At 69.4% G+C, this 18,958-nt stretch carries 16 protein-coding genes; 11 read left to right on the forward strand and 5 right to left on the reverse strand.

The window, feature by feature from the left end; genetic code table 11:
- Nucleotides 1-2 precede the first annotated feature (2 nt).
- Nucleotides 3-1,154, forward strand: a complete 1,152-nt coding sequence (locus tag SLINC_RS14430; protein WP_067431953.1) for a serine hydrolase domain-containing protein — start codon at nucleotides 3-5, stop codon at nucleotides 1,152-1,154.
- Between the two features lie 280 nt (nucleotides 1,155-1,434).
- Here the strand turns inward: SLINC_RS14430 and SLINC_RS14435 are convergent, their stop codons facing one another.
- Complete coding sequence (locus SLINC_RS14435) at nucleotides 1,435-2,433, reverse strand: NADP-dependent oxidoreductase (RefSeq protein WP_067431955.1); 999 nt, start codon at nucleotides 2,431-2,433, stop codon at nucleotides 1,435-1,437.
- A gap of 88 nt (nucleotides 2,434-2,521) precedes the next feature.
- Here SLINC_RS14435 and SLINC_RS14440 point away from each other — a divergent pair, with 88 nt between their 5' ends.
- Nucleotides 2,522-2,980: a MarR family winged helix-turn-helix transcriptional regulator gene (locus tag SLINC_RS14440; RefSeq protein WP_067431958.1), complete on the forward strand. Its 459-nt coding sequence runs from the start codon at nucleotides 2,522-2,524 to the stop codon at nucleotides 2,978-2,980.
- 11 nt (nucleotides 2,981-2,991) lie between these two features.
- Nucleotides 2,992-3,225 (forward strand): aminoglycoside adenylyltransferase domain-containing protein, encoded by a 234-nt coding sequence (locus tag SLINC_RS14445; protein ID WP_067431960.1) that lies wholly within the window; start codon nucleotides 2,992-2,994, stop codon nucleotides 3,223-3,225.
- A 68-nt stretch (nucleotides 3,226-3,293) separates the two neighbouring features.
- Here SLINC_RS14445 and SLINC_RS14450 read toward each other — a convergent pair whose 3' ends face one another.
- Entirely contained in the window at nucleotides 3,294-4,268 is a 975-nt protein-coding gene (locus SLINC_RS14450; protein ID WP_067431962.1) for an SCO2400 family protein, read from the reverse strand.
- 285 nt (nucleotides 4,269-4,553) lie between these two features.
- On the opposite strand from SLINC_RS14450, the gene SLINC_RS14455 reads away from it, so the two are divergent.
- From SLINC_RS14455 to SLINC_RS14490, 8 genes are all read left to right on the forward strand, one after another.
- Nucleotides 4,554-5,714 (forward strand): mandelate racemase/muconate lactonizing enzyme family protein, encoded by a 1,161-nt coding sequence (locus SLINC_RS14455; protein ID WP_067431965.1) that lies wholly within the window; start codon nucleotides 4,554-4,556, stop codon nucleotides 5,712-5,714.
- A complete protein-coding gene (locus SLINC_RS14460; RefSeq protein ID WP_067431968.1) occupies nucleotides 5,711-6,715 on the forward strand; it encodes a zinc-dependent alcohol dehydrogenase in 1,005 nt (334 codons plus the stop codon). The genes SLINC_RS14455 and SLINC_RS14460 overlap by 4 nt, the downstream gene beginning before the upstream one ends.
- Nucleotides 6,716-6,824: 109 nt before the next feature.
- Nucleotides 6,825-7,793: a glycosyltransferase family protein gene (locus SLINC_RS14465; RefSeq protein WP_067431971.1), complete on the forward strand. Its 969-nt coding sequence runs from the start codon at nucleotides 6,825-6,827 to the stop codon at nucleotides 7,791-7,793.
- Nucleotides 7,794-7,947: 154 nt separating this feature from the next.
- Nucleotides 7,948-9,054, forward strand: coding sequence for a multiple monosaccharide ABC transporter substrate-binding protein (gene chvE / locus SLINC_RS14470; protein ID WP_107406823.1), 1,107 nt, complete (start codon nucleotides 7,948-7,950; stop codon nucleotides 9,052-9,054).
- A 43-nt stretch (nucleotides 9,055-9,097) separates the two neighbouring features.
- Nucleotides 9,098-10,648 carry a multiple monosaccharide ABC transporter ATP-binding protein gene (gene mmsA / locus SLINC_RS14475; RefSeq protein ID WP_067431981.1) on the forward strand — a complete coding sequence of 517 codons (1,551 nt, stop codon included), beginning with the start codon at nucleotides 9,098-9,100 and terminating at the stop codon, nucleotides 10,646-10,648.
- Nucleotides 10,645-11,889 (forward strand): multiple monosaccharide ABC transporter permease, encoded by a 1,245-nt coding sequence (gene mmsB / locus SLINC_RS14480; RefSeq protein WP_067431984.1) that lies wholly within the window; start codon nucleotides 10,645-10,647, stop codon nucleotides 11,887-11,889. The genes mmsA and mmsB overlap by 4 nt, the downstream gene beginning before the upstream one ends.
- 53 nt (nucleotides 11,890-11,942) lie before the next feature.
- On the forward strand, nucleotides 11,943-13,091 hold the full coding sequence (locus tag SLINC_RS14485) for an aldose epimerase family protein (protein ID WP_067431986.1): 1,149 nt from the start codon (nucleotides 11,943-11,945) through the stop codon (nucleotides 13,089-13,091).
- A 211-nt stretch (nucleotides 13,092-13,302) separates the two neighbouring features.
- Nucleotides 13,303-15,033, forward strand: a complete 1,731-nt coding sequence (locus SLINC_RS14490; RefSeq protein WP_067431990.1) for a pyridoxal phosphate-dependent aminotransferase — start codon at nucleotides 13,303-13,305, stop codon at nucleotides 15,031-15,033.
- Between the two features lie 198 nt (nucleotides 15,034-15,231).
- On the opposite strand, the gene SLINC_RS14495 is transcribed toward SLINC_RS14490, so the two are convergent.
- The 3 genes from SLINC_RS14495 to SLINC_RS14505 form a co-directional block, all read right to left on the reverse strand.
- The gene (locus SLINC_RS14495; RefSeq protein ID WP_067431993.1) at nucleotides 15,232-16,668 is read right to left on the reverse strand and encodes a family 43 glycosylhydrolase; all 1,437 of its coding nucleotides are present in this window, start codon (nucleotides 16,666-16,668) and stop codon (nucleotides 15,232-15,234) included.
- A complete protein-coding gene (locus tag SLINC_RS14500) occupies nucleotides 16,650-17,615 on the reverse strand; it encodes an arabinan endo-1,5-alpha-L-arabinosidase (RefSeq protein WP_067432001.1) in 966 nt (321 codons plus the stop codon). The genes SLINC_RS14495 and SLINC_RS14500 overlap by 19 nt, the downstream gene beginning before the upstream one ends.
- Before the next feature lie 136 nt (nucleotides 17,616-17,751).
- A complete protein-coding gene (locus SLINC_RS14505) occupies nucleotides 17,752-18,912 on the reverse strand; it encodes a PAS domain S-box protein (protein ID WP_067432003.1) in 1,161 nt (386 codons plus the stop codon).
- Nucleotides 18,913-18,958 lie beyond the last annotated feature (46 nt).

Below are 18,958 nucleotides of genomic sequence, written 5' to 3' on the forward strand. Positions count from 1 at the left end.
GGATGACGCAGGAGATCCACGGCACCGTCGCGGACGGCTTCGAGGCGGTGCGGGAGGAGTTCGCCGCGTTCGTCGCGGGGGAAAGGCCGGACTACGAGGGGCAGTTGTGCGCGTATGTGCACGGCCGCGAAGTCGTCGATCTGTGGGCGGGTGACGGCGTCGACAGCGGTTCCCTCTACGGCGTCTACTCCTGCACCAAGGGGGCGGCGCACCTCGTCACCGCACTGCTCGTGCAGGACGGCACGCTCGAACCCGACCGCAAAGTCACCTACTACTGGCCGGAGTTCGGCGCCGAGGGCAAGGGCGCGCTGACCCTGCGCGACCTGCTGTCCCACCGGGCGGGGATGATCGGCCTGGACGCCGGCTTCACCGACCAGGAACTGGCCGACGACCGGGCGCTCGCCGAACGGCTCGCGGACCAGAAGCCGTTCTGGCGTCCGGGCACCGCCTTCGGCTACCACGCCTTCACCATCGGGGCGCTGGCCGGCGAGGTGGTCCGGCGGGCCACCGGCCGGACCCTCCAGGAGGTGTACGAGGAACGGATCCGCGCCCCGCACGGGCTGGACTTCTACCTGGGCCTGCCCGAGGCGCTGGAGCCCCGCTACCGCTCGGTGCAGCCGATGATCCCGACGGCGATCCAGCAGGCCCAGCTGGACGAGGCGCCCAGGGGCCCGCACACGCTGGCCTCGATCGCCTTCAACACCCATGTGCCCGACCCCGGCACGCTTGAGGGGTACCCCAACTCCCGTGCCGTGCGGGCGAAGGGGCCGGCGTCGGCGGGCGGGGTGGCCACGGCGCGGGGGCTGGCCGGGATGTACGCGGCGGCGATCAGCGACGTGGACGGGCGCGGGCCCCTGCTGAAGCCGGACACCATCGCCGAGGTCAGCCAGATCCACTCCGTCGGCTACGACCTGGTCTCCCGGGCCCACCGGGCCTTCGGCCTCGGCTTCCAGGCCACCGCCGACGCCTGGCACCCCTTCCTGGGCGCCCGCACCTTCGGCCACAGCGGCGCCGCCGGCGCCCAGGCCTTCGCCGACCCCCACAGCGGCCTCGCCTACGGCTACACCCGCCGCCGCATGGCCTTCCCGGGCGGAGCAGCACCAGAAAACCAACGGCTGGTGAAGGCGGTCCACACGGCAGCCCTGGCTACCTGACCCAACGGCGGTACGGCAAACAGAGGTTGCGAGCCCACCAACGCCGCCTGTCCCAACGACACCGGCCGCGAGAGAGCCGTAGGGGCGCGCCGGTGTCGAGACGGCGAACGCGCGGAGGCCCGAAGGGCTGAGCACGATCGCCGTCTCGACACCGGCTGAGAGCGCCCCGAAGGCGAAAGAGCCAAAAAAAAGGGGCAGAGGCCGCACCCCACGTCCAGGGGTGCGGCCTCCGTCGTGCGCAACGAACGGTGCCCGAGCGGCGTAACGGCTCGGATCGGGGTCAGAGCTTGACGATCATCTTCCCGGTGTTGTCGCCCCGCAGCACCCCGAGGAACGCCTCAAGGTTGTTCTCGATGCCCTCGACGACCGTCTCGCGGTACTTGAGCTCGCCCGAGGCGACCCAGGGGCCGACCTCCTGGACGAACTGCGGCTGGAGGTCGTAGTGGTCGCCGACGAGGAGGCCCTCGATGCGGCCGCGGGTCTGGATGAGGCGGGCGAGGTTCTTCGGGCCGGGGGCGGGCTCGGTGTTGTTGTAGACCGAGATCATTCCGCAGATGGCGATCCGGCCGTGCACGTTGAGCTGCCCGATCGCGGCTTCCAGGTGGTCCCCGCCGACGTTGTCGAAGTAGACGTCGACGCCGTCCGGGGCGGCCTCGCGCAGCTGCTCGGCGACCGGGCCGGACTTGTAGTTGAAGGCGGCGTCGAAGCCGTACTCCTCGACGAGGAGCTTGACCTTCTCGTCGGAGCCGGCGGAGCCGATGACCCGGGAGGCGCCCTTGAGCCGGGCGATCTGGCCGACCTGGCCGCCGACGGCACCGGCCGCGCCGGAGACGAACACCGAGTCGCCCTCCTTGAAGGAGGCGGTGCGCAGGAGACCGGCGTAGGCGGTCAGACCGGTCATGCCGAGGACGCCGAGGTAGGTGGACAGGGGCGCGGTGTCCGGGTCGACCTTGACGGCGTTCTTGGCGTCGACGGCGGCGAACTCGCGCCAGCCGAGGAAGTGCAGGACGTGGTCGCCGACGGCGATGCCCTCGGCGTTGGAGGCGACGACCTCGCCGACCGCGCCGCCCTGCATGACCTTGCCCAGTTCGAAGGGGGCGATGTAGGACTTGGCCGCGCTCATGCGGCCACGCATGTACGGGTCGACGGAGAGGTACTTGTTCCGGACGAGGACCTGCCCCTCACCGGGGGTCGGGACGTCGGCCTCGGCCAGGGCGAAGTCCTCGGGCCTGGGCCACCCGACGGGGCGGGAGAGGAGGTGCCATTCGCGGTTGATCATGCCAAGACCTTTCCATTTACTTCAGTACCTGAAACAACCATGCGCCTGAATATTTCATGTTGTCAAGTAACCGGGTACCCTGGTTTCCATGGCCACACCTGAGAAGACCCGCCGTCCCGACGCCCTGACCCTGGAGGTGGTCGAGCTGATCGGTGACGTCGTGGCCCGTTTCTACGAGGACTACGAGGACGCGGCCGCCGAGCACACGCTGACCGGCGCCCAGGCCCGGCTGCTCAGCCTGCTGTCCCTGGAGCCGCTGCCGATGCGCAAGCTGGCGCAGCGGCTGAAGTGCGAGCCGTCGAACGTGACGGGGATCGTGGACCGGCTGGAGTCGCGCGGTCTGGTGGAGCGGCGCACGGACTCCGCGGACCGCCGGGTGAAGCTGGCCGCCGCGACCGAGGAGGGCCTGCGGGTGGCCCGCGAACTGCGGGAGGGGCTGCGGTTCGCCCGGGAGCCGCTCGCGGGCCTCTCCCACGAGGAGCGCGAGTCCCTGCGGGGCCTGCTGCGGCGGATGCTGGCCGCCGACAACCGGGACAAACTCGGTTGAGCCAAGGCGCCGTGACCACCTACTGCCGGATGCTGTTCACGCTGCACACCGGCGAGGTGACGTCGAAGCAGGGGGCTCTGGAGTGGGCCCGCGCCGCACTCGACCCGAGGTGGCGGCCTCTGCTCATGCAGGTCGCCGAGGACCGGGCGAGGGGGTGGGACCCGCTGGATCCGCCGCGGCCGGGTGGCATGGAGGCCCTGTACGAGTTCGCGGCGTACGCCCAGTCGCTGGCGCGCGGCGACTGACCCGACCGGCCGCCGGCGTTCGCGTTCTTTGCGAAAGTCAACGCTTCAGACGCGTCGGCCGCCGTCCCTCAGGTGCACCACCACAGGAACCGCTCGCACGTCGGCGAGGGCGACGGCTCCGGGGTCGGATCCGGGTTCGGCGGGTCGGCGGTGGGGGTCGGCGCCCGGGTCGGGTCCGAGGCGCCGGGGGTGGTCGGCGAGGTGCCGGGGACCGTGCCGTCGGTGGGCGAGGCGCTCGGGCTGGGCTTGTCCTTGTCGTCGTCCGGGGACGCGGAGGCCGACGGGGAGGGCGAGGCGCTCGGGGAGGACTTGCCGGAGGCGCCGTCACTCTTGCCGTCCGCGCCCGGCGAGGGCCGGGCGGAGGCGTCCGCCTCCGAGGACGTGCCGCCCTCGGCCGACTCGTCCCCGGCCACCGCCGGTCTCGGGGCCGAGCCGGGGGCGTCCATGCCGAGTTCGGCGAGGCTCAGACCGCCCGCCGCCAGCACCGCCGCGGCGACGACGAGCAGGACCCGGCGGCGACGGCGGCGGTGAGCGGCGGCTTTGCGGTCGCGGCGGCTCGCACCGCCCCCGGCCTCGGCGAGGTCGTCCTCGTCGTCGAAACCTTCGGAACCGTCGAGGTCGTCGTAAGCCTCGGAACTCTCGGAGCTCTCGGAGTTCTCGGAAAACTCGGGCTCCACCGCGCCCCGTCCGCCGCGGCCCCGCGCGCGCCGACGCGCCGCCCGGCCGCCGCCCGCCGGTACCGGCGCGGGCTCCACCACTTCACGATCGCCGACTCCGTCGTCGGTTCCGTCATCGGCACCCACAGCGGCACCGTCCGCGTACTCCGCGGCCCCGTAGGCGCTCTCGGCCCCGTAGGCGCTCTCGTACGGCGCGTGCCCCTGCTCGGCCCCATAGGGACTCTCCGCGTACGGCACGGCGTCGTACACGCCCGCGTAGGCGGGTGCCTGTGCCGCGTCCGCGCGGATCTGGTCGATCGTCGCGCCGCACCCCGGGCAGGCGAGGGCGCCGTTGAGGTGCCTGCGGCACGGGTGGCAGTAGTCCATGACGCGGGAAGGTTAAGTTCCTCTTAGGTGGCCTTCATAGTCACGACTGTGAAAGTTGTGTAGGGAAGAGGGCGCTCCGGCGTGGCGGGTTGTGGGCAAGCTTCTCGATCATGCGGAAACCGCCTCCGAAAGCTCTATCGAAAGCAGTGTCGAAACTGTTATGCGTTCGACCCATTGACACCCCCCTCACACCGTCCTTACTGTCACGCCAGCATTTCGAACGTGTGACGAAATTTCGAACACACGCAAACTGAGAGCCGACGAAGCGAGCAAGGGGCTACTGCCGTGCGCATCACCGGAATCAGCACACACGTGGTCGGGACGCCGTGGCGCAACCTGACATACGTCCTGGTCCACACCGACGAGGGCATCACGGGAGTCGGCGAGACCCGGATGCTGGGACACACCGACGCGCTGATCGGCTACCTGCGGGAGGCCGAGGCCAACCACATTCTGGGTTCCGATCCGTTCGCGCTGGAAGACCTCGTCCGCCGTATGAAGTACGGCGACTACGGCCGGGCCGGCGAGATCGTCATGTCCGGCATCGCCGTGGTCGAGATGGCCTGCTGGGACATCAAGGGCAAGGCCCTCGGCGTGCCGGTGTGGCAGCTGCTGGGCGGCAAGGTCACCGACAAGGTGAAGGCGTACGCCAACGGCTGGTACACCACCGAGCGGACCCCGGAGGCCTACCACAAGGCCGCCCAGGCGGTCATGGAGCGCGGGTACAAGGCCCTGAAGATCGACCCGTTCGGTACCGGGCACTTCGAGCTCGACCACGAGCAGAGCCTGTACGCCGTCTCCCTCATCGAGGCCGTGCGCGACGCCATCGGGCCGGACGCCGAGCTGATGCTGGAGATGCACGGCCGCTTCTCCCCCGCCACCGCCGTCCGGCTGGCCAGGGAGCTGGCCCCCTTCAAGCCCGCGTGGCTGGAGGAGCCGGTGCCGCCGGAGAACCTCAAGGCGCTGGAGAAGGTCGCCGCCAAGGTCGACATGCCGGTCGCCACGGGTGAGCGGATTCACGATCGCATCGAGTTCCGCGAGCTGTTCGAGAGCCAGGCCGTCGACATCATCCAGCCGGACGTCGGTCACATCGGCGGCATCTGGGAGACCCGCAAGCTCGCCGCGACCGCCGAGACGCACTACATGCTGGTGGCCCCGCACAACGTGGGCGGCCCGGTGCTGACCGCCGCCTCCCTCCAGGTCGGCTTCACCGCGCCGAACTTCAAGATCCTTGAGCACTTCAACGACTTCGCCGACGCGGACATCAAGAAGGTCGTCAAGGGCGCGCCCGAGGTGATCGACGGCTACTTCCACCTCTCCGACAAGCCCGGCCTCGGTGTCGAGCTGGACGTGGAGGCCGCCGCCGAGTTCCCGCAGCAGCAGGCCCGCTTCGACCTGTGGGCCGAGGGCTGGGAGCAGCGCAAGCCGAAGGGCGCCCAGAAGTGAGCACCGCCGTCGTCATCGAGGCGCCGGGCGAGCACCGGCTCACCCCGCACGAGCCCCGGCGACCGGAGGCCGGCGAGGCGCTGGTCCGCGTGCACGCCGTGGGCATCTGCGGCAGTGACCGCGAGGTGTACCAGGGCAACCGGCCCGAGGGGTACGTCCGTTACCCGCTCACCCCCGGCCACGAGTGGTCGGGGACGGTGGAGGCGGTCGGCGCCGGGGTGCCGGAGTCCCTCGTGGGCCGCAAGGTGGTCGGGGAGGGCTTCCGCAACTGCCAGGTCTGCGACCGCTGCCACGCGGGCGAGACGACCCTGTGCACCGCCGGGTACGAGGAGACCGGGTTCACCCAGCCCGGGGCGATGGCCACCACCCTCACCCTGCCGGCGCGGCTGCTGCACGCCCTGCCGGACGACGCCGACCTGACGGCGGCGGCTCTGCTGGAACCGGCCGCGTGCATCGCGGCCGCCGCGATCAAGGCGAACGCCCGGCCCGGCGAGCGCGTCGCGGTCGTCGGCACCGGAACGCTCGGGATGTTCGCCGTGCAGTTCCTGAAGGCGGGCTCGCCGGGCGAGCTGCTGGTCGTGGGCACGCGCAACGACCGCGAGGCGCTGTCGAGGCAGTACGGCGCCACCGACTTCCGTACCAAGGACCAGCCGCTCCCTGACGACTTCGACGTCGTCATCGAGACCGCCGGGTCCGCGTCGGCCGCGCGCACCGCCGCCGGTCTGCTCAGGCGCGGCGGGCGCCTGGTCCTGACGGGGATCCCGGCGCCGGGCGCCGAGGGTCTGGACCCGACGGACCTGGTCGTACGGCAGCTGGAGGTGCACACCGTCTTCGGTGCCGCGCCGGACGCCTGGGCGCACACGGTGCGGGTGTTCGGCGCCGGACTGCTCGATCCGCTGCCGCTGGTCACGCACGAGCTGCCGCTGGCCGAGTTCCCGCAGGCCATCGAGCTGGTCGGGTCCGGTGATCCGAAGGTGGGCAAGGTGTTGCTCCGCCCCTAGACGTACGCCGGTCCGGGAGCTACCTGACGACTCCCGGACCGGCGTACCACCAGCCCTCCACACCCTGAGCCGCGAACTTCGTCCGAAATACCGAACAGAAGGACAGCTTGTGACCGACGCTTCCGCCACGGCAGCCCGCCGGCCCGGTGAGCAGGCACTCACCGCCCTCGGCCTGGCCGCGCCCGCCCTCGACCCCGCCGACGCCTCGCCGCACGCCTTCCCCGGCGGTGGCCGCTGGCGCACCGAGATCCCCTCGTGCGAGGGTCCCGAAGCGCTCGCGGTCGTCCTGAAGGAGGCCTCGCGGCTCGATGTGCCGATCCACCGGATCAGCCAGGGCAGCGGCGTGTGGATGCTGACCGACTCCGAGATCACCGAGATGGTCGAGGCCACCGCCGAACGTGACATCGAGCTCTGCCTGTTCACCGGCCCGCGCGGCACGTGGGACATCGGCGGCTCGACCCGTACCGACTCCCGTGGCGGGGGCCTGCGCGCCCGCGGCCACGACGCCGTCGCCGGGTGCATCGAAGACGCCGTCCGGGCAACGGAGTTGGGCGTCAAGTGCCTCCTGGTCGCCGACGAGGGCGTGCTGTGGACGCTGCACCGGGCGCGCCTGGCCGGGATCATCCCGGCCGACACGACGCTCAAGGTGAGCGCCCTCATCGGGCCCGTCAACCCGGCGGCGTACGCGGTCTACGAGAACCTGGGCGCCGACTCGGTCAACGTGCCCAGCGATCTGACGCTCGATCACCTCACCGAGATCCGGCGGGTGTCCGCCGCCCCCATGGACATGTACATCGAGGCGCCCGACGATCTCGGCGGCTACGTGCGCATGTACGAGGTCGCCGAGCTGATCCGGCGCGGTGCTCCGCTCTACCTGAAGTTCGGTCTGTCGAAGGCCCCCGGGATCTACCCGTACGGGCACCACATGCGCGATCTGACCCTGAACACCGCCCGGGAACGTGTACGGCGCGGTCGGCTCGCTCTGGACCTGCTCGCACGGCACGGAGCGGACGGCGACATGGCGCCGCTGGGCTCCCGGCTGCCCGGCTCGCTGAAGCGGTTCGAAACTCCCTCATAACGTTCCGGACAACGCCCCTTCACAAAAGCAGACGCAGCCACACACAATCCCACACACCTTCTCTCTCGGTCTCTCCGACTCCAGGAACCCTCCAGGAACGAACGGCCCGCACCGCCAGACCGAGCCCGGCCCCACCACATCAAGGATGATGATCATGCGTACTCGCCGAGCCGCACTCACCGCCATAGCCTCCGCCTCCTGCCTGGCCCTGACCCTGTCCGCCTGCGGCCAGAACAGCGAGGGCGGCAGCGAGGGGTCGTCGGGCAGCACCAAGGGCGCCACCATCGGCATCTCGATGCCCACCAAGTCCTCCGAGCGCTGGATCGCCGACGGCAACAACGTCGTGAAGGAACTGAAGGCGAAGGGCTACAAGACCAAGCTGGTCTACGGCGAGGACGAGCCCGACCAGCAGGTCTCGCAGATCGAGAACATGATCACGCAGGACGTCAAGGCGCTGATCGTCGCAGCGATCGACAACAAGTCGCTGGGCAACGTCCTCCAGGAGGCCAAGGACGCGGGCATCCCGGTCATCTCCTACGACCGCCTGATCCTCGGCACGGACAACGTCGACTACTACGCCTCCTTCGACAACGAGAAGGTCGGCGAGCTCCAGGCCACCTACATCGTCGACAAGCTCGGCCTGAAGGACGGCAAGGGGCCGTTCAACATCGAGCTGTTCGCCGGCTCCAACGACGACAACAACACCAAGTACTTCTTCAACGGCGCGATGAAGGTGCTCAAGCCCTACATCGACGACAAGAAGCTGGTGGTCAAGTCCGGCCAGAACCAGCTCACCCAGGTCACCACCCTGCGCTGGGACGGCGCCACCGCCCAGCGGCGCATGGACGACATCCTGACCGGCACCTACAAGAGCGGCCGGGTCGACGCGGTCCTCTCGCCGTACGACGGCATCTCGATCGGCATCATCTCCGCGCTGAAGTCGGACGGCTACGGCACCTCCAGCAAGCCGTGGCCGGTCATCACCGGCCAGGACGCCGAGGTCGCCTCCGTGAAGTCGATCAAGGCGGGCCAGCAGACGCAGACGGTCTTCAAGGACATCCGCGAGCTCGCCAAGGTCGCCGCCAACATGGTCGACGCGTCGCTCAACGACAAGAAGCCCGAGGTCAACGACACCAAGACCTACGACAACGGTTCGAAGGTCGTGCCCGCGTACCTGCTCCAGCCGGTGAGCGTCGACAAGGGCAACTGGCAGAAGGAGCTCGTCGACTCCGGCTTCTACAAGGCCAGCGACCTCAACTGACCGACCGCGGCCTACTGCCGGCAACAGATTGGAAGGCACGACCATGGCGGGACCCGTCCTGGAAATGCGCTCGATCGTCAAGACCTTTCCCGGTGTCAAAGCGCTCTCGGACGTCACACTGACCGTCCAGCAGGGCGAGGTCCACGCCATCTGCGGTGAGAACGGCGCCGGGAAGTCGACCTTGATGAAGGTGCTCTCCGGCGTCCACCCACACGGCACCTACGAGGGCGAGATCCTCTTCGACGGAGAGATCTGCCAGTTCAAGGACATCCGGGCGTCCGAGGCGCACGGCATCGTCATCATCCACCAGGAGCTCGCGCTGGTGCCGTTCCTCTCCCTCGCGGAGAACATCTTCCTCGGCAACGAGCACGCCACCCGCGGGCTCATCAACTGGCACGACACCCTGAAGCACGCCAGTGAGCTGCTGCGCCGGGTCGGTCTGAGCGACCACCCGGAGACCCGCGTCGCCGACATCGGCGTGGGCAAGCAGCAGCTGGTGGAGATCGCCAAGGCGCTGTCGAAGAAGGTGAAGCTGCTCATCCTCGACGAGCCGACCGCGGCTCTGAACGACGAGGACAGCGGCAAGCTCCTGGATCTGATCCTGGAGCTGAAGAAGCAGGGCATCACCTCGATCATCATCTCCCACAAGCTCAACGAGATCCGCAAGGTCGCCGACTCGGTGACGATCATCCGGGACGGGCAGTCCATCGAGACCCTCGATGTGAAGGCGCCGGAGACCACCGAGGACCGGATCATCTCCGGCATGGTCGGCCGTGACCTCGACCACCGCTTCCCCGAGCGCACCGCGTACGAGGGGGAGGTGGACGCGGCCCCGGCCCTGGAGATCCGCAACTGGACCGTGCACCACCCGATCGACCAGACGCGCAAGGTGGTCGACGACGTGTCGATCGACGTCAAGCGCGGGGAGATCGTCGGGATCGCGGGCCTGATGGGCGCGGGCCGTACCGAACTCGCGATGAGCGTCTTCGGGCGGACCTACGGCCGGTACGCGGGTGGACAGGTCTTCAAGGACGGCCGGGAGATCAGCACCCGGCACGTCTCCGACGCGGTCAAGCAGGGCATCGCGTACGTCACCGAGGACCGCAAGCACTACGGCCTCAACCTCATCGACACCATCAACCGCAACATCTCGCTCAGCGCGCTGAGCAAGGTTTCCAAGCGCGGGATCGTCGACGAGCAGGCGGAGCGGCGGGTCTCCGAGGGCTTCCGCAAGTCCATGAACATCAAGGCGCCCACCGTCTCCGAGCCGGTGGGCAAGCTGTCCGGCGGCAACCAGCAGAAGGTCGTCCTCAGCAAGTGGATCTTCGCGGGTCCCGAGGTGCTGATCCTGGACGAGCCGACCCGCGGTATCGACGTCGGTGCCAAGTACGAGATCTACACGGTCATCGACCAGCTGGCCGCCCAGGGCAAGGCGGTCGTCTTCATCTCCTCCGAGCTGCCCGAACTGCTCGGCATGTGCGACCGCATCTACACCATGGCCGCCGGCCGGCTCACGGGTGAGGTCCCGCGGGCCGAGGCCACGCAGGAAGTGCTGATGCGCCAGATGACGAAGGACAAAGAGGTAACGCGATGAGCACGGATGTGACCGCCAAGTCCCCGGCCCCGGCGCCCGGGAAGAACGGCGGCTCGGCCAACGGAGCCAATCTGCTCCAGCTGATGCTGGACGGGATGCGCCGCAACATGCGCCAGTACGGCATGCTGCTCGCCCTCGGTCTGATCGTCGCCCTCTTCGCGGTGTGGACCGACGGCGACCTGCTGCTGCCGCGCAACGTCTCCAACCTGGTCCTCCAGAACAGCTATGTGCTGATCCTCGCGATCGGCATGATGATGGTGATCATCGCCGGCCACATCGACCTGTCGGTCGGTTCGGTGACGGCGTTCGTCGGGGCGTTCGCGGCCGTACTGACCGTGCAGCACGACGTGTCATGGCCGGTGGCCGTGGTGCTGTCTCTGCTGGTGGGCGCCGTGGCGGGCGCGGTGCAAGGGTTCTTCATCGCGTATCTCGGCATACCATCGTTCATCGTCACCCTGGCGGGCATGCTGATCTTCCGCGGTATGACGGAGATCCTGCTGGAGGGCCAGACCCTCGGCCCGTTCCCGGACGGACTCCAGAAGATCGGCAACGGCTTCCTGCCCGAGACCGGCCCGAGCACCAACTACCACAACATCACGCTGCTGCTCGGTCTGGCCCTGATCGTCTTCGCCGTCATCCAGGAGGTCCGTGACCGCAAGCGGCAGATGGAGTTCTCGCTGGACGTCATACCGCGGAACCTCTTCCTGCTCAAGCTGGTCTTCATCGTCGCCGCGATCCTCGTCGTGACCATGCTGCTCGCCAGCTACAAGGGCGCCCCGATCATCCTGCTGATCCTGGGCGTGCTGGTGGTCGGCTACGGCTACGTCATGCGCAACGCGGTCTTCGGCCGGCACATCTACGCGATCGGCGGCAACCTGCCGGCGGCGAAGCTGTCCGGCGTCAAGGACAAGAAGGTCGTCTTCCTTGTCTTCCTGAACATGGGCGCGCTCGCGGCCCTGGCGGGTCTGGCGATCGCCGCCCGCCTGAACGCGGCATCCCCGAAGGCGGGCCTGAACTACGAACTCGAGGCGATCGCCTCGGCGTTCATCGGTGGCGCGTCCATGAGCGGTGGTGTCGGCACCATCCTCGGCGCGATCATCGGCGGTCTCGTCCTCGGCGTGCTGAACAACGGCATGAACCTCCTGAGCGTCGGCTCCGACTGGCAGCAGGTCATCAAGGGCCTGGCCCTGCTCGCGGCCGTCGGGTTCGACGTGTGGAACAAGCGCAAGTCCGGTTCGTAACAAGCGAGGGCCCCGCCGGAAGGCGGGGCCCCACCCTTATACGGGAGTCGCACATGGAACTGAACAGACGCACGGTCATCGCGGGAGCGGCAGCGGCGGGCGTCGCCGCCACCACGCTCGGCGGCACAGCCCACGCCACAGGAGGCAGGAAGCCGGTGAAGGAGCTCTTCGGCAAGCTGGCCGACGGTACGAAGGTCTACCGCTGGTCCCTGGAGAACGGCGGCACCCGCCTGAAGGTCCTCTCCTGGGGCGGCGTCGTGCAGTCCCTGGAGATCCCGGACCGGCACGGCCGGTACGCCAACGTGTCCCTCGGTTTCGACAACATCGAGGACTACGTCGCCAAGACCCCGTACTTCGGCGCGCTGATCGGCCGCTACGGCAACCGCATAGCCAAGGGTCAGTTCACCCTGGACGGCAAGAAGTACCAGCTGTCCGTCAACGACGGCGACAACAGCCTGCACGGCGGCACGCAGGGCTTCGACAAGCGCGTGTGGGACGTCGAGCCGTTCACCAAGGGCTCCGACGTCGGCCTGTACCTGTACTACACCTCCGTCGACGGGGAGATGGGCTACCCCGGCACGCTCAAGGTGAAGGTGACGTACACCCTCACCAAGCACGGCGACTGGCGCATCGACTACGAGGCCACCACCGACAAGGCCACCGTCGTCAACCTGACCAGCCACGTCTACTGGAACCTCGGCGGCGAGGGCACCGGCACGATCGAGGACCACGAGCTGAAGATCGCCGCCTCCCGTTACACGCCCACCGACTCGGGTCTGATCCCGACCGGTGAACTCGCGAAGGTCGCGGGCACCCCCTTCGACTTCCGCAAGGCCAAGGCCATCGGCCGGGACATCCGTACCGGTCACACGCAGCTGGTCACCGCCAAGGGCTTCGACCACAACTGGGTCCTCGACAAGGGCATCACGGCCAAGCCGGAACACGTCGCCTCGCTCCGGGACCCGTCCTCCGGCCGCACCCTGAAGATCGCCACCAACGAGCCCGGTCTCCAGTTCTACTCGGGCAACTTCCTCGACGGCACGCTGGTCGGACCGTCCGACCGCACCTACCGCCAGGGCGACGCGCTCTGCCTGGAGACGCAGCACTTCCCGGACGCGCCGAACCACCCGTCGTTCCCCTCGACCGTGCTGCGGCCGGGGCAGACATACCGGACGACGACGGTGCACTCCTTCCACGCGTAAGCGCTCCGCTGAGAAGGCCGTGGGGAGCTGCGGGTCCGCTGTGGCTGGTCGCGCAGTTCCCCGCGCCCCTTCATCCTCACCTCTTTCACACATGTTGAACGGCGTCACCTCAGCCTCCGTATGTAGGAGTGGCCCGCGCTCCCCCGCGCGGGCCACCCAATGACGACGGGCCCGGTCGTCCCCGCCGGGCCCGCCCCATACGGAGGCTCCCTTGGCTGACAACGTCACCTCGCTGTTCCGCAGCACCGCGGCGCACAGCCCGTCGATGGCGGCGTTGACGCGGGAGGGCGGCGAAGGGGCCGGTCCGGTCGACTTCTGCATTCCCTGCAACCCCTACTTCCCCACGCCGGCCATGTTCGACGACATGTCGGCCCGGTTGCGGGACATCATCACGTACTACCCGAGCAGCGCCGACACCATCACGGCCGAGCTGTGCAGCCTGCTCCAACTCCCCCCGCAGTGCGTCGCGATGGGCAACGGCTCGACGGAGCTGATCACCTGGATCGACCACCTGCTGGTGCGCGAGTCCCTCGCCATCCCCGTCCCCACCTTCGGCCGCTGGACCGACCAGCCCATGGAGACCGGCAAGCGGGTCGACATGTTCCCGCTCCAGGAGTCCAGCGGCTTCGCCCTGGACCTCGCCCAGTACGCCGAGTTCATCCGCGCCCGCAACACCCGGGTGGCCGTCATCTGCAACCCGAACAACCCCGACGGCGGCTTCCTGCACAAGCACGCGATCGTGCAGTTCATGGACGCGATGGCCGACCTCGATCTGATCATCATCGACGAGTCGTTCCTGGAGTTCGCGGACGCGGAGGCCGAACCGAGCGTGGTCCAGGAGGCGATGCTGCGGCCGAACGTCATCGTGCTGCGCAGCCTCGGCAAGAACTTCGGCCTGCACGGCATCCGGTTCGGCTACATGGTCGCCAACCCGGCGCTCGCGGGCCGGGTCCGCTCCATGCTGCCGAAGTGGAACCTCAACGCCTTCGCCGAGTACGTCGTGTTCATCCTCAAGGAGCACGGCGCCGAGTACGCGCAGAGTCTTCGCCAGGTGTACCGGGACCGCCTCGACATGGCGAGCCAGCTCTCCGCGCTGCCCGGTCTGACCGTCTACCCCTCGCAGGGCAACTTCCTCTTCGTGCGCCTGCCCGTCGGCGCCGAAGGCACGGTGGTCCGGGACCGGCTGCTCACCGAGCACCGGATCCTGGTCCGCGAATGCGGCAACAAGATCGGTTCGTCCAGCCGCTTCCTGAGGCTCGTGGTGCGCCCCCAGGTGGACGTGCGTCGCCTGGTGTCCGGCCTGGAACAGGTGCTCTACGGGACCAGGAGGGGAGCCGCCGTGCCCGAGCTGGCTACAGGGACCAGCTACAGCTCGGGTACGGCGGCCGTGGACCGCCTGGTCAGCTCCACCAACGGCGCCGGTATGCAGGGGCTGGCGGCGCAGGCGATGGCCGTCGGGGCGGGGCAGCCGATGCCCGCGGCGGCCCAGATGGCACAGATGGCGCAGATGACTCAGGAGCAGACGGGGGGCATGGGGGTTCCCATGCCGGCGATGGCACCGGCGGCCGCGCCGCAGCCCGTACCGGCCGCCGCGCCCCCGCCCCCTCCCGCCCCGGCTCCCATGCCGGCACCGACGCCCATGCCCACGCCCGTGCCGATGCCCACGCCCGTCCCGACGCCTGTGCCTGCTGCCGCGGCGGCCGGGCCCGGGCCCATGGGTGGACCCATGAGCGGGCCGATGAGTGGGCCCATGGGCGGACCTATGGGCGGATCCATGGGTGGGCCGACCCCGCCCGGGGTTCCCGCGCGGGGTGGGCTCACCGCCGCGCAGGTCCGGGGGATGACCGGGCCGGCGGCGCAGGATCTGACGGCGGCGCCTGCCACCGGGTGGCCCCATGCCCAGAGTTGGCCCAACGCGGCGGGTATGGGGCAGACCGGTTGAGTGGCGGGTGCGGGGCTGTTGTGGCTGGTCGCGCAGTTCCCCGCGCCCCTGAGTGGGTGCGCCTGCACCGGGGTCAGCCACCACTGTCGACAGTTGTTGCCCACGCCCCGAAAGGGGCGCGGGGAACTGCGCGACCAGCCACGACGCACCCGCAGCCGCGCACACCCCGCACCCCTACGGCGCAAAGGCGAACCCGCACTACACCGGGTTCAGCCTCCACTGTTGGCAGTTGTTGCCCAGCCAGGACCACTGGCGGACGTCGGCCGCGTCCGCCGTGGAACAGTTGGCTACGTCGGCCACCTTGCCCGTGGCCTGGTTCACCACGCGGACGTGACCCCCGTCCGTGGCGATGAACCGGAACTTCTGGCACGTGTTGCCCAGCCAGGACCACTGGCGCAGGTCCGCGCCGTCGGCGGTGGAGCAGTCGGCGGTGTCCAGAACCTTGCCGGTGGCGGCGTTGACCAGGCGGCTGGTGTCGTCGCCCTGGTCCTCGACTCGCCAGCGCTGGTTGGTGTTGCCGTTGCAGGTGTACTGCTGGACGTTGGCGCCGTCGGCCGTCGAACTCCCCGCCACCTCAAGGCACTTGCCGCTGTTGCGGTTGGTGAGGGTGTAGGTGGTGGAGGCGGCCGAGGGTTCACCCGAGGGGCCTGCCCGGGACGCCCCGAGCGCGACCGGCGTGCCGAGGTTGGGCGTGCCGTCGGCGTTCCAGGTGAACTTCTGGGCCCGGGTGGTGCGCCCGTTGTCGCAGCCGTCGGAGGCGGAGTCGTTGGCGTGGTAGACGATCCAGTTCTCCGCGCCGTCGGGTGAGGTGAAGAAGCCGTTGTGGCCGGGGCCGTAGACGCCGGCGGAGTCGTTGCGCTGGAAGACCGGCGTGGACTTCTTCGTCCAGGAGGACGCGGACAGCGGGTCGGAGCCGGTGAGGGTCAGCTGGCCGAGTTTGTAGTCGGGGGTCCAGCAGCCGCTCGCGGAGTAGATCAGGAAGGTCCGCCCGCCCCGTTGGAGGATCTCCGGGCCCTCGTTGACCGTTCCGCCGGAGGTCTCCCAGGAGTTGGTGGCGCGGGAGATGGTGGAGAAGCCGGTGGCGAGGGTGTACGGGTTGGACATCCGGGCGGCCACCAGGTTCTGCGTGCCGTTGGTGATCGCGCTGCCGAACAGGTACAGCTGCCCGTTGATGGTGCCGACCGAAGGGTCCAGCATCCAGGCGGAGTTGAGCTGTGACCTGTAGGTGTAGGGCCCCATGGGGTCGGAACCGGCGCTCTCCAGGACGTGGGAGCGCTGGGTGGGGTTGTAGTCGGAGACGTTCTGCCCGGCCACGTAGTACAGGTACCAGCGGCCGTTCAGGAAGTGGATCTCCGGCGCCCAGATGTTGCAGCAGCGCGAGGCCGCGTCACCGGTCCACACCTGCACGCTCGGCGCGGTGGCGAGACCGGCGAGGGTCGTGGACTTGCGCATGGTGATGACGTTGGTCCAACTCGTCGTCACCAGGTAGTAGTTGCCGTTGTGGTACGAGATCCAGGGGTCGGCGCCCTTCTGCGTCTTGACCGGGTTGGCGAAGGAGGCCGCGCTCGCGGAGGACTGCCCGAACGACAGGGCGATGATCAGCGCGGCCAGCAGGGTCAGTAGGCGACGGGCCATCCGCTGCTCCAGTTCAGGAGGTTGATGCCGAGCTTGGGCGTCCCGTTGTCGTTGCCGTCGTAGTAGTGGTAGACGATCAGGTCGCCGTCGGCGTCGTTCGTGATCGACTGCCCGCCGGGGCCGATGACGCTCCCGTGCGACTCCAGGACGGGCGTCCCGCCGTTGTTCATCATCGACACTCCGTTCTTGTCGACGTACGGCCCGGTGACGCTGGTGGCGCGGCCGACCTTGACCTTGTACGTCGAGCTCGTGCCGGCGCAGCAGGTGTCGTAGGACGCGAACAGGTAGTAGTAGCTGCCCCGCTTGACGATGTAGGGCGCCTCGACGGCCTTGGTGCCGGTCGGGCGGGAGGCGAGCGAGTAGCGGGTGGTGTTGGACGACAGCTGCTTGCCGGTGGACGGGTTGATCTGGATCATCTTCAGGCCGGTCCACCAACTGCCGAAGGACAGCCACCACTTGCCGTCGGAGTCGACGAACAGGTTGGGGTCGATGGCGTTGAAGTCGCTGGAGGAGCCGGAGGAATACACGATGCCCTGGTCGCTCCAGCTGCCCGGCTGTCCGGTGGTGGAGGTGGCCAGTCCGATGGCGGAGGTGTTCGAGCCGAACTTCGAGACGGAGTAGTACAGCAGGTACCTGCCGCCGTGGAAGGAGATGTCGGGCGCCCAGGCCTCCGGCACGGAGGAGTAGGTGCGCCACCAGCCGGGCCGGGAGGAGAAGGCGTCGGCTCCGGCGCTGAAGGCGGTGCGGTCGGACGACCTCTTGTTGGCGATGCCGCCGCCGGTGGCGTACAGCAGGTACTGGCCCGACGAGGTGCGGATCATCGTCGGGTCGTGGACGACCGTCGAGCCGGTGACCCGGCCGGGGTTGGGGTACGCCTGCGCCGTGCCCGGAACGAGGGCGAGCAGGACGGCTGCGGGGAGGGCGAGAAGCGCGGTTCTGCGGCTCACACTGACGCTCCTTGGAGGTGGGGGGAGACGATACGTTCGAGATATCGATCGCCGATCAGAGCTTCGGACGGAACGTAGAATCGAACCCCTTGCGCGTCAATGGTTCGCGCACACCTCAGCCGTTGCCGTTACTGGGCTACGGCGGTGCCGGCAGCGTGAACCAGACCGTCTTGCCGTCCGCGGCGGGGCGGGTGCCCCAGGCGGTGGCGAGGCTGTCGACGAGTTCGAGGCCCCGGCCCGACTCGTCGGCCTTCCCGGCGTGTCGCCGTCGTGGCATCCCCGGGCCGCGGTCGGTGACCTCGACGGTGAGCTCGTCCTCGGTCAGGGACAGCCGCAGCCGGACCGGCCCCTCGCCGTGCTGGACCGCGTTGGTGAGCACCTCCGAGGCCAGCAGCCGGGCCTCGTCGACGACGGCGGTGCGGTCCCGCTCGGCCAGGAACTCCCCGACGAACGCGCGCCCCTCGGCCACCGACGCCGGTACCGCCGCCAGGTCGCGTTCGGTGACGGCCGGGGACCGGCGGACCATCACGCAGGCGCCGACCGGGTGCCCGTCGCCGGCCCGCAGCGGCCACAGGGTGAGGTCCACGTCGATGGCCCGTCCGGTGCTGGTGCTGCGCCGGGTGGCGAAGTGATCGATGCGTTCGCCGCGGCCCAGCCGGGTGAGCAGGTCGTCGATCTCACCCCGGCGCTCGGGCGGGGCGAGCATGGAGACGTGCGCGCCGATGGCCTCCTTGGGGAGGTAGCCGTACAGGCGCTGCGCGGCGGCGTTCCAGTAGGTGATCCGCCCGTCCAGGGTCTTGGCGATGACAGCCTGAGGGCACTGCTCGGCCAGGGCGGCCACGTCCTTGACCTGCACCTCGGCCGCCTCACGGTCGGCGGCGGTCGGCGCCGGGGCCAGGTCGTCGGCGAGTGGCCGCCCGGCGTGTCGCGCGGCTTCCTCGCACCGGGCCAGTGAGCTCAGCGCGGCCTCCAGGGCGACCCGCCGCGCCGCCACCCGCACGGTGAGCGCGCAGCCCAGCAGCAGGCCGGACCAGCGGACGAGGAACGCGGAGGTGAGGGCCGTACCGTCGAGGAGGCCCGCGGCGCAGCCGAACGCGACGGCACAGCAGGCGACCAGTGCGGTGAGCCGTACGCCCAGGCTGGTGCAGGCCAGCAGCGGGGCGATCACGAGCAGCGCGATGATCTGGGGCCGGGCGCCCAGGAGCACGTCCAGGGCGGCCACGAGCGGACAGACGCCCAGTGACGCGGACAGAAGACGGGACGACACGGTCGGACGCACCGTCGCACAGACGGTCATGCGCTGCTCCCCACTCCGTACCCGGGACCTCCGCGACCCGGACGGT

The organism is Streptomyces lincolnensis (assembly GCF_001685355.1).
GTDB classification, from domain to species: Bacteria; Actinomycetota; Actinomycetes; order Streptomycetales; family Streptomycetaceae; genus Streptomyces; species Streptomyces lincolnensis.